Origin of the sequence: Bacteroides timonensis, from assembly GCF_000513195.1 — a bacterium.
GTDB classification, from domain to species: domain Bacteria; phylum Bacteroidota; class Bacteroidia; order Bacteroidales; family Bacteroidaceae; genus Bacteroides; species Bacteroides timonensis.
The window spans coordinates 1-10512 of the sequence record NZ_CBVI010000098.1 but is presented as its reverse complement, the minus strand read 5'-3'; the positions used below and the strand labels follow the sequence as shown (position 1 = coordinate 10512).

General features: G+C 48.7%; 10 protein-coding genes. All 10 read right to left on the bottom strand.

Features of this window, described 5'->3' with window-relative positions; genetic code table 11:
* Positions 1 to 57: 57 nt before the first annotated feature.
* Complete coding sequence (locus BN161_RS18710; protein ID WP_244436554.1) at positions 58 to 2529, bottom strand: DUF4906 domain-containing protein; 2472 nt, start codon at positions 2527 to 2529, stop codon at positions 58 to 60.
* 226 nt (positions 2530 to 2755) lie between these two features.
* On the bottom strand, positions 2756 to 3028 hold the full coding sequence (locus BN161_RS18705) for a HEPN domain-containing protein (RefSeq protein ID WP_052356328.1): 273 nt from the start codon (positions 3026 to 3028) through the stop codon (positions 2756 to 2758).
* Between the two features lie 104 nt (positions 3029 to 3132).
* Positions 3133 to 3447 carry a nucleotidyltransferase domain-containing protein gene (locus BN161_RS18700; RefSeq protein WP_044269246.1) on the bottom strand — a complete coding sequence of 105 codons (315 nt, stop codon included), beginning with the start codon at positions 3445 to 3447 and terminating at the stop codon, positions 3133 to 3135.
* Between the two features lie 164 nt (positions 3448 to 3611).
* Positions 3612 to 4043: a DUF1016 N-terminal domain-containing protein gene (locus BN161_RS18695; protein ID WP_074435166.1), complete on the bottom strand. Its 432-nt coding sequence runs from the start codon at positions 4041 to 4043 to the stop codon at positions 3612 to 3614.
* Between the two features lie 123 nt (positions 4044 to 4166).
* Complete coding sequence (locus BN161_RS18690; protein ID WP_244436553.1) at positions 4167 to 5321, bottom strand: DUF4906 domain-containing protein; 1155 nt, start codon at positions 5319 to 5321, stop codon at positions 4167 to 4169.
* 22 nt (positions 5322 to 5343) lie between these two features.
* Positions 5344 to 6393 carry a hypothetical protein gene (locus BN161_RS18685; RefSeq protein WP_244436551.1) on the bottom strand — a complete coding sequence of 350 codons (1050 nt, stop codon included), beginning with the start codon at positions 6391 to 6393 and terminating at the stop codon, positions 5344 to 5346.
* Positions 6394 to 6423: 30 nt separating this feature from the next.
* Positions 6424 to 7410, bottom strand: a complete 987-nt coding sequence (locus tag BN161_RS18680) for a fimbrillin family protein (RefSeq protein ID WP_244436550.1) — start codon at positions 7408 to 7410, stop codon at positions 6424 to 6426.
* 44 nt (positions 7411 to 7454) lie between these two features.
* Entirely contained in the window at positions 7455 to 8282 is an 828-nt protein-coding gene (locus BN161_RS18675) for a fimbrillin family protein (protein WP_244436549.1), read from the bottom strand.
* A 15-nt stretch (positions 8283 to 8297) separates the two neighbouring features.
* The gene (locus BN161_RS18670) at positions 8298 to 9176 is read right to left on the bottom strand and encodes a fimbrillin family protein (RefSeq protein ID WP_052356327.1); all 879 of its coding nucleotides are present in this window, start codon (positions 9174 to 9176) and stop codon (positions 8298 to 8300) included.
* Positions 9177 to 9205: 29 nt separating this feature from the next.
* The gene (locus tag BN161_RS18665; RefSeq protein ID WP_044269237.1) at positions 9206 to 10258 is read right to left on the bottom strand and encodes a fimbrillin family protein; all 1053 of its coding nucleotides are present in this window, start codon (positions 10256 to 10258) and stop codon (positions 9206 to 9208) included.
* Positions 10259 to 10512 lie beyond the last annotated feature (254 nt).

The following is a 10512-nucleotide window of genomic DNA, read 5'->3' as shown; positions in this document are numbered from 1 at the left end:
ACTCATGATTACATATCCGCCGGGACGAGTATAATAGTGTTTCAATTCTATCCCTGTTCAGTCGGCTTTTTCCTGTACGCAACGGGTAGGGTGGGCATCGGACTGATATTTACCTAGAATCTCAAATTTCTCATCAGGAGCCTTTCCCGAATTAAACCAGCCCGCATATGCATAATAGGCACTACTTGCTTTATTCCGGGTCCATATCGTACATAATTTTCCAATATGCTCAAAGGTATCAAAATACCTGCCATAGCCCGTGAACCGGAAGTAAGAAGCATATCCCCCATTCGCCTTTTCGAAATAAAGCAGATAGCCTCCATCCTTATCCCTGGTATTATAATTCTTTATATTAGCATTAGACAAACCATTACCATTCTGATATACGGCAGCCAAATCAGACCGGGAGACCACCCTCCATCCGGCAGGACATGGATCCCACACCGGTTTATTCGTTTCGTCCCATCCACTGAAATTATTATTAGCGACATTTGTCCACGCAGGCCCTTGCTTATTGGCAGCATAAAACACAAGCGGATTCCGGCAGGAGTTTTGCAAACTTACTGTTCCACTCTGTCCGTCGTTCACCACATAGGTTATCCCATCCGCTCCGTAACGGTTCAACATCCCTTCGGGAGGCGTGGTTGAATTCTTATTAGATATCTTGCTGATCTCTTTAGTCGTATAGTTGCTCGGAAACGGGTCCTTGCGCCCCCATTGATAGTGGAAGCCATTGGTTTTGGACATTTCCACAAACGTAGTCGGAGCCGCATCCACATACCCCGCCATGGCTCCCAGGTTACGGTCCATCATCGGAAGCACACCACTAGTATTGTTATACGAAAAGAGCAGTTTCCGTTTATTGACCGGTTCCAGCACCTGTGTGCTCCCTGTCGGGTCCGGCTTATAATCCGTCACCCATACGTGCCAGCTCCAGACGATATTTCCCTTGCCGTCGACGTCGTCATACGCCGCAATCACTCCGTTGCCTCCGGTAGTGTTGGCTGCCACACGACAATAGATGCGGCATTGCCCTTTATCGTTGGCTGGAGCCGCAGTGATATCACTGCCGTCTGTTCTCTTGATATCTACAATATTGGTATGATCCGTATCGGAATCGGTGGCTATTCCCATCACGGGATCGCCCACGTCACCATTCTCGCGGGTTTGCCAAAGCAACTTTACCGACTTTATGCCTGTACCTGCAGTACTATACCAGCCTGTCATTTGTGTATTGGTTATCTCCGCACCATTTTGCTGGAATGCAAACGGATCGAAACAGAATGCACCACCCGGCTCTACCACAAAACAGTTGGCGGTAGGCACCAGGTTGTCGTTGTTGATTGAGGCGGGAATGGGGTCGATATACGTCACGCGTTTGTCATCCGCAGGAATACCTGTGTGGGAGAAATTTACCGTATAGTCATAGTTTTTATTGCGATATACATTAAAGTCGGTTGAAGGTCCCGAGCCAATGTAAACACGGTAATCCAGTTTCTTCTTGGCATCGTCGTTATTCACCGCTACGAAATTGAAATAGGTGCTGCCCATAGGTGCATTGGCCTTGATGCGCTGCGATTCTGTTGTGGCGGCGGCACTTTCGCCGCGAACGTTGGCAGGCACCCAGCAAGAGTAAGAGCCTTGTTCAGCATTTCCATCTGCGATGGGGACGGACAAGATTGTAAACTGCGAAACGACGGACGGGTAGGTACCGTCGCCTTCCGGCTTGTCCACGATTGCATAATTCATCGGTACGCTCTGAATCAACAGCTGTTTCAGCTTATAGCCTGCCACGCGGTAATCCCACGTCACGGTCAGGCGCGTGGCCAGGCGTTTCAGCCGCAGGCGGACATCGTGAGCGCCTTCCGGGCTTTGAATAATATGTTTGCCGCTGTTATTGGCGTCCGCCACCACCTTCACGTGCTTCAAGTGGAGTACGTAGGGCATGGCATTCATAGCATCTGCCGTCGAGGGGTCGATGGCATTGATTACGGATGATTTCACAAGCATGTCTTGCACTTGTTCCAAAGTTTTAGTTCCCAAAGCGTCCACGGCAGGAGTGGTGCCGTTGCCACGCGCCACAATCACCAGTTGGCAATCCTCACTTGGTGTCAGTGGTACTTCCAGAGCTGTACCGATTGTAACCGGGTTGGGAAACGCAGCTCCTGCCAGATGCGCGCCTGCAGAGCTGTATTGCCTGATTTCCAGATTATACAAGGCGTCCGGAGCTGAATCGGCAGTACTGCGGGTTGACAACCGGGGAGACAAGCTTACCTCGAAGGCAGCCGCATTTCCGTCTTGGAGGCGAGCTTGAGGAGAGCTTGAAGCAAGCCCGAGGCCGGCCTGAGGAAGGTCATAACCATTAAGTTCGGGGGCAAAATCAAATGCTATCGACACTGGCACCAGCCCGTCATCACCTGCCGGAGAGTCTTCGTATCCCATACGGTCTTCACATCCGGTCAGTCCGCCCGCAAGCGTAGTCCACACCAAAAGCAGAGCACAAAAGCTCCCGATTTTCATTCGTTTCATGTTTATATTCATATTAATTAATTTTCCTCATTCATTCTTCCGAAACAGACGGTCTATCTGCCTGAAACAGACGGTCTATTTCACCCTTACAGACGGTCTGTTTGCCATAAACAGACCGTCTGTTTTATTACATTTTGCCGGAATAAGGGGGAAAACAAAGCGTCCCGCCTCATGCAGCTGCGCTGCACGGGGCGGGACGGAAAACTGTATTTTATATAAAAAATTATTAAAACAACATTCTTTCTATGGTCTCTACTAACTCTAATGCTTGAGGATATAATGCCGAAGTGGTTTCTTCATCAAAATAAATAAAATCCTCATAATCTCCAATTTGCCGATTATCAAATAGATCCGTATAAAATTTACTTAAAGGTATAGGAAATTTCCCAGTTCTAACAAAATGCATACCTAACATCTGTCGTACTCCAGCGTGAGTTTTTGTTTCAATCCCTTCATTTACTAATAAAGCAGATACTGCGTAGAAGCATGCGTAATACATACGGTTCTAAAACCCCTGCTTAATATGGAAAGTCACCTCATCTAATGTACGACGTGCATTTTCCATACGGTAAGCAACCACAGCAATCCTATCTTCATCTGCCATCATAACAAAATCCCTTCTTTCATTACGTTCTTATAAAATGGAGTAATACGATGTAATGTCTCCCATATCTTACGAGAAAGTACTATTGGACTGATAATGACACCACTTTCAAACTCAATATCATAAAGCGGATATGTTATCGCCCGTCTATCTTCTAATGTCACTTGCTCCTTTTCAAGTAGAATTAACACATCAACATCACTATCGGGACGCGCTTCTCCACGAGCTTCTGAACCATATAAAATAGCTTGAGCATCAGGAGCGATACTTTTCAATGTACTGCGAATGGCTTCTATAATTTCAGGTCTTTTCATTCGTTTATTTCATTAACTCGTTTCAATGCAAAAATAGTCAGTTTCTCACTGATAAGCAAACTTTCAACGCAAAAGATAATAAGCTCAAGCAATTTATCTTCTTCGTTCTCGTTCAATCAACTTTATTAGATTAGTCAAATCATTCCTTACGCAACAAATCAATGTCATGAGCTATAGTTTGCTCCGGTTTCTTGCTGATCAATGTAAAAGTCTCGTTTTAGTGCATCGTCAACGTATATGATAGTCTTTATATGCGACCAACTCAATTCTATACACAGTGTGTATAAAATCTCCTCATCAACAAAAACCTCGGCACAACGCATACAGTGTCTCAATTGCTGTTCACTCCATCCTTTTCCAAAAACCGATGTTAACTCCTTACTCAAGTTAGCCACAACTTGTTTGCCATACCCGGCACGTTGGTCTTTCAGAACTTCCTGCTTTATACGTTTTCCTATATTCCAATATAGTAATGTAATAGCACTATTTACCTGGGTAGCGACCTGTTGCTGACTTCTTGCTATCAGTTGCTTTATTTCTGCGGCAAGAGGATTGGACGAGATACTCTCTAACATTATATCTTCGGATTCATTCATTATAGTTATTCTTTTGTTAATCAATATTCTACTAATCAATTATACAACATACGCGTTGTCTTACAAAGATACTAATTGTTTTCCGTTATTCCAGCATGTCAAAGAGCGAAATCCCGTTTTCTTTTATTTGAACTCCACAGTCTTTTCAATCGGCTCCACATCATCAAACACTACAACATTGCCATTGGTAATGGTGACGCGGACGTCAGCGCTATTAGCACCGCTGATCTGGGCAGTTATCGTATAATGATAACCACGACGAATATTATAATCATTTATCAGATTGCCACCCAAATATAGGCGGCAGTGTACGGAGATGGGAGATGTTGCAGTAGGATTACTACTATCATAACTATACCAGTACAAACCTTCCAAATCAATGTAAGTGCAACCAGCAAGATTATTATTTGTTTCCGTCGGCACACCATCAGCACCTACCGCAGGCGCCGTTCCATCAGCTTTAGGCCCATAATCCGGAAGATTCTTTTCCTGAAAGGATTTTCCACATCCCATGCCACGAAGATTTTCGGGCATATAGAAAGTATAGGTACTACCTGTCGCGAGACTGGCATTGTCCCCACCGCTTGAAGCAACTGTATAGCTATTTGATGCCGACTCCGGATAAACACCGGAAGCTGCACCGGCACGAGTTGCAAGAGCAAGAGTCGAAGGCAGATTATAAGCTTTGATAGATTGAAGAGTGAAACGGGCAGGAGTAACCACTTTATTTGCCCACTTTACGTCTAACCACACATAAGCATAATTCAAGGGAGCCATAATGACAGCTTTGCCATCGGTACCCACTCCTTCAAAAGCAAGATTATCCGAAATAAGATAATTCGGGTTATTCTGATAATTGGTATAATCTACCACTATCTGCTCCAGTTCAGTTAACGTGGCATTCTCATTTTGGGAAAACGCAACCAGACCGGACTGTTCCCCACCAAAATTTACGATTATCCGGAACGTACCTTTAACATTGGAGAAACCACTCGTTTCAACTTCAACAAGAGCTCCTGTCGTTCCTTTATCCTTAATCTTATCATCGCTAAAATGTACAGCATGTAACTTTTTCCCTTCCGCATTGAATTGCATCACCCACACATCGCTGATAGACACTCCGCTAATGGAACCGGCACGCGTATCTACCGACAGTGCCGGTGGAGAAGTCATATAAATGGAAATTCCGCTGTCAACGCCATCCACAGAAACCGAAGATTCACAAGCTGTAAGTATCAGCATGAGTACTACGCAAAAAGCTGTCATTATCCTATTCATGAGCATATACGTGATATTAAAATTAATCTTTTCCCATATCTTCACCATTCAGACTGGAAGTAGTCCACTCACGGATACCAAGCGTCAGGTCAGAGGGAACTATCGCACCATAGAAAGTGAGAGAAAAGTCGAACTGATAAGTCATACCCGGCAACAAGGACTTTTCGATAGTAGCATAGTAAGAGGAGGTAGACCACCTGGTTTCAGCACCATCTTTATAGCCCACGGTCAGGTTCACATCAAACTTTAACTTTTGCGTTTCATTGACAGGCAGCAACACTCCCGGACTACTGGTACGAGACAGATAGACATCGTAATCAACGGTGTTATTACTGAAACCATTAGAAGAAAAGGTATAATAACCATCAGCACTCCCTGTCGGCGTTTCCCAAGAGATATTATTCAATTTATAAGTGAGCTGATTATACAAACCGTCTACTTTAATATAGTTGACCACTAAATTAGTAGGGGTCACAGGTTGAGTACCGTTCCTCGCCTTCACCGTCGTAACCACCTGTGCCCCCATCCTCGTAAAAGGTCGTGGCAACGCTACAAGCATAGTGTTCTCTCCTGTTTTATCCGGCTGCACCACAATGCCTTCCAGCTTGGTATACATAAAGTCCTTGCCGTTTCCCACCGTGAAAGACCCGTCGTCACTTAACTCCGGTACTTCGGTAGACGAATTGTAGGACACCAGATAAAGGTCGTAGCTTCCCCGGTAAAGGGTAAGGTCACCCGTAGCCTTGCCGGGCTTATCGGGATGAGCTGCGTCTGATGCCTGCACGGTATAGACACGTCCGTCAAGTGGAGCACCGAGATTCGTGGCTCCCGCCTCGAATGCATAGACGCGAAACCTCTTACCAACCGCCATGTCCTCCGCAGTGGAAACGGTTTCCGCAGCATCTGCCCTGGTCACCGATGCAGTGTATATGTCGAACGCCAATGTCACCGGCTCTCCCCTATCCGCATCCGGACCGGCATCAGGCAATCCCGGTTCACCGGAACTGCATGCCGCCAACAGCACCAGGAGGGCTGAAAGCTGAAAATTGAGAGTTGAGAGTTTATATTTCATCACCTTATCACTTTAATCACCTTTATCACCCTAAATACCAATCCCCGTATTCTGATTCGCGTCATTCTTCCAGGCGTCAATCTGTATATTGGTCAAGCTGCCTCCCATCTTATCCACCGTGATGGCATACACATAATGATAACCGGCTTTCCACTGCACCTCATTCACGGTTGCCGTCTCGAAAGACCGTTGTTCGGTAGAAGTTCCATCCGCTTCCGCAACATCCACCGTCAGGCGGAACGAGAGGCGGGTTTCCGTGGCGGGCATAGGAGCTACCAGCGCCGTGACATTGGGTTGGCTCTGGGTAGTGTTGAGCACCGTGCTGCCTTCCAGAGTAATGGAGTTGGTGGACGCCAAACCGTTCAATGCGCCGTTTGTCAGATTCATGACACCATTGTTTCCCCACTGCAAACGCGAAGTGCCGCTCACAAGTTCTATCTTCTTCAACGTGACGGTTTCTTGCACATGGTCCGACTTCAGAATGCGGAAGCTGACCTTTGCCAAAGCATGGTTCATGGTGAAGATGACCGCGCGGGAAGAAGCCCAAGCTGTATTCGGATCGGCATACAGATAGTCGGTCTGGCGCGATGCCGAGAAGTTGTCCGCCACCACCTGAACGGGAACCGTATGATGATTGCCGCCGGCACCGTTCGTCACGGACAGGCCGGAAGGCGAAAAGGCATACAGACGACTGGGAGCCGACTCTTCCGAGAGTATCGCAGGAGGAGTGTCCGAACTCCACGTTTCGCTCTGCAACTTAAATACCGACTTGGCATTCGACGCCAAAGCCGCATGTTCATGATCCGTGGCGTACACGCCGATTTCAGTCAGCTGGGTGGCTGTGGCGCCCTGGATACGGGTGGCGGAAGGCTCGGGAAGCTCTACCGAACGTACCTGCAGCGCCTTTCCGCCGGACAGCGGTTCCTGAACAATCACTTCTCCGGCACACGACGACACCATAAAGGCCAGTGCGGGCGTCAACAATATATGGGTATGTTTCATTTTCATCTTTCTCATCTTTTTTATCATTTTCAAATTCATCAGACTCACGTCTTTTTACATCAAGTTGCATTTCCGGCATCTTCTTCGGGCTGGTCCGTGAAATCCTTCACCGTTACGTTATTCAGGACAAGCTCATTGGTAAGGGTAAACGTATATTGGTACTCATGTCCTGCCGCCAATGTAAAATCCCCGCCCTTCTCCTGATAGGATTCGGAACCTCCCGTCATACCGCTGGCGCTCACGGTTATGGTATATGCAGTGGCTGCCTGAGGTGAAAATATGCCCGTGTAGGTGTGACGCCTCAAAGAGGAATTAGTGTTCAGCAGTGTGATGGTTTCATCTTGAGACTGATCCCCGGTACAAAGCCCCTTGCCTGCCACCGTGGCACCTTGCGCCGTATTATCTGCCTCATAAATGATAATAACCGTAATTTTACAGGCAGCGGGAGCAAACCTGAAGCTGACACGGTTGCCGGTAGCGGTGGCAGTGGCGGTAAGCCGGTTGCTCTCCCAAAAACCGGTGGGAGTACTTTGGTCGGCCTTTATTCCGGCAAATGCGGAAGGGAAAGTTGCGGTGAAGGTATCTCCTCCCGTTGTCGTCATCGGAGTGGCAAGGTCGTCAGGCGTCCACGCTCCAGCGGCAGTGCGCTTATAAAGGACGGATGTCGTTGGCGTCCCCGACTTGGCTATCTTTATGACATCATCCGTTACAAAACGTTTCTTGTCATAGTCCGACGCATGAGGATCATCCTCCGCACGGGTGCGGGCACCGCTTATTTCGGCAGACACCTCCAGCGGCAACGAGACGCTTGCAACCTCATTCCGCACACACGAAGCGGGCAAGGCAAACGCGCATAGCAGCAATATTTTATAAATCTTATTCATCATCACTCGCATATCTGTTTAATTGGCCGAGTCAAAGCTGCCGTTATGCCTCACGCTTAATGCCCAGTCTTCAATCTCCGCCGCCCCCACAGGGACAAGGATATCATTTCGAAGCTGCAAGGTGTAGGTATAGCTGGAGGCTTTCTGCATGCCACATGAAATTTTTGCAGTATAGGTGACATTGTTGGCGTCTGTCACGCTCACCGTTATATCCGTAGCCTGATTGCGGGGGTAGATGACGGCGCACCAGGTATATTCATTGGCAGCGGGGCGGAAAGGAAGGATGGTCTCCGATGCGCCGCCGCCTGTTCTCAATCCGGTGGCTTGCAGGGTTATCCTGCTGAAGGCGGGCAGGCTGGCTCCACCCGAGCCGAGAAACTTCAAAGCCAGTTTCGCATTCTCATGTCCGAAGGCGTTATCTCCGGTGAAGTTGACTTCAGCGCCCGAGACCGGTATCTGCGGAGTCAACAGGTAGTTGCTTTTCAGGAAGGCGCTTCCATCTGCCGCCTGTTGGTCGGCACTGATACCCTCGTAGGCTATGGGAAAAGAAGCGCGGCAAACAATGGCAGGAAGGAACCCCAGACCACTGCTGCCGGATGCCACCTGCCAGGCAGTGGCAGCGGAGTTCAGCGTATAGCCCGAAGATGCCAGTTGCACTCCATTACGGCTGCACACCACGTTTATCTGATCTCCGGCGACGAATGCGCTGCGGTCGTACAGATTGGGCACAACCTCAGCCCGCGTGACTGCGGAAGAGGACGTGCCGATTTCAGCCATAATAGTGAGCGGAGTGCCTTCGGCAACCGGAGACACAGACAGTTCTTCGCCGCAGCCGGCCAGCGGCAGGAGAAAAGCGAGGGCTATGCAGGGCATTATGTTCTGTTTCAAGTTCTTCATGACTTCATATCTCTGTATGCTTGTTTCTTTTATTCGATAACAGGGGGAACTATAACAGGCGGATCGGTCGGAACCTCTGTCCAGCCTTTTATTTGAACGGTTTTCAGGGTGATGTCATTCTTGTCGAGCAAGAGGTGGTAGATGTAACGCTTCCCTTTTTCCCATGCGGCGTTAAACAAATCGGTGGCGACGGTCAGGGTGCGGTCATTAACTGTATCATCCGCTTTTCCTAAGATGAGCTTCACGGTAACACTTCCCGTAGTGGCTGCCTTGGGGGCTGCCAAGCCGTAAGCAACTATTTCCGGGCTTCCGATAGCACCGGGAAGCTGCGGATGGGCCGAAACGGAAAACTTGAGAGTAGCGGAGGATTGCGACAGAGCCGACAACGTACCGTCGTTTAACTGCATGGTTCCCGTTCCGGCACGGAAAGGACCTGTCAGGCTGATGCTTTTCACCCGGTCATATTCAGCGTCGGGAACACGGCCTGCCTTGTATTCGATGGTGAAAACAAGTTGGGTGAGGGCGTGTTGCAGGTAGATGGTAGGGGAGTTAGTATTGCAATCTACAGTAATTGCCGTGGCATCGCCGGCGGTTGAGTTTGCCGAGCCGTACAGATAATCGGCCTGTGAGCAGGCGGTGGCGCTTGCTCCGTCAAACGTTTGCTCGGCGGGCAGGGAGACGGGGATGGTGCGGGTGCTGCCGCTGTCTGAAGGGATGCCGCCGCCTTCAGCAGGGTACCAAGCATAAAGCCGGGCTTGCTCAGTACGCAAATTGACAGTTTTGGCACCTGTCCAGGTGCTTCCGTCTGAGGTAGTGAAGATGGTATAGGAGTCAGAAGAAGCGGCATAAGCCGTATGCCCGTCAGTGCTGCGTGTGAGGAAGACACCGATATGGTTTACCTTTCCGTCGCCCGGGCCCGTTTCGCTCACAATGGAGCGGGTGACGGAGGCAGTGGCAGTGGAGAAAGAGGGCTGCAAAGGGACAAGAGTCTCTACATCACTGATACAAGCACTATCCGAGCAACCGCCTGCGGGCAGGAGGAGGCAGATGAGGGAAAGGGAAAGAATAAAGGATCGGTTCATACTGCAAATAAGGGTTATGAGTTAAATGGGAGTTATCTGTGTGATATACGGACTATCTCAATTCCCCTCCTCCATCGGAGGAGGGGTGCCCAAAGGGCGGGGTGGTAGGTAGGAAAGAATACCTTAATATTCTTATTAATAGGTATTTATTATTTTACCTACCACCTCCCCCTACGGGTACTCCTCCTCCCGGGAGGAGGAGAATTGAGATAGTTCTGCCTATTCATTCACGCCGCTAAATTATCATTTGATTC

What these genes read in the sequence shown, in the direction of transcription:
- BN161_RS18710 (WP_244436554.1), bottom strand. Translation starts at nt 2,529, where the DNA reads ATGAAACGAATGAAAATCGGGAGCTTTTGTGCTCTGCTTTTGGTGTGG.
- BN161_RS18700 (WP_044269246.1), bottom strand. Translation starts at nt 3,447, where the DNA reads ATGAAAAGACCTGAAATTATAGAAGCCATTCGCAGTACATTGAAAAGT.
- BN161_RS18680 (WP_244436550.1), bottom strand. Translation starts at nt 7,410, where the DNA reads ATGAGAAAGATGAAAATGAAACATACCCATATATTGTTGACGCCCGCA.
- BN161_RS18675 (WP_244436549.1), bottom strand. Translation starts at nt 8,282, where the DNA reads ATGATGAATAAGATTTATAAAATATTGCTGCTATGCGCGTTTGCCTTG.
- BN161_RS18685 (WP_244436551.1), bottom strand. Translation starts at nt 6,393, where the DNA reads ATGAAATATAAACTCTCAACTCTCAATTTTCAGCTTTCAGCCCTCCTG.
- BN161_RS18695 (WP_074435166.1), bottom strand. Translation starts at nt 4,043, where the DNA reads ATGAATGAATCCGAAGATATAATGTTAGAGAGTATCTCGTCCAATCCT.
- BN161_RS18665 (WP_044269237.1), bottom strand. Translation starts at nt 10,258, where the DNA reads ATGAACCGATCCTTTATTCTTTCCCTTTCCCTCATCTGCCTCCTCCTG.
- BN161_RS18670 (WP_052356327.1), bottom strand. Translation starts at nt 9,176, where the DNA reads ATGAAGAACTTGAAACAGAACATAATGCCCTGCATAGCCCTCGCTTTT.
- BN161_RS18705 (WP_052356328.1), bottom strand. Translation starts at nt 3,028, where the DNA reads ATGTATTACGCATGCTTCTACGCAGTATCTGCTTTATTAGTAAATGAA.
- BN161_RS18690 (WP_244436553.1), bottom strand. Translation starts at nt 5,321, where the DNA reads ATGAATAGGATAATGACAGCTTTTTGCGTAGTACTCATGCTGATACTT.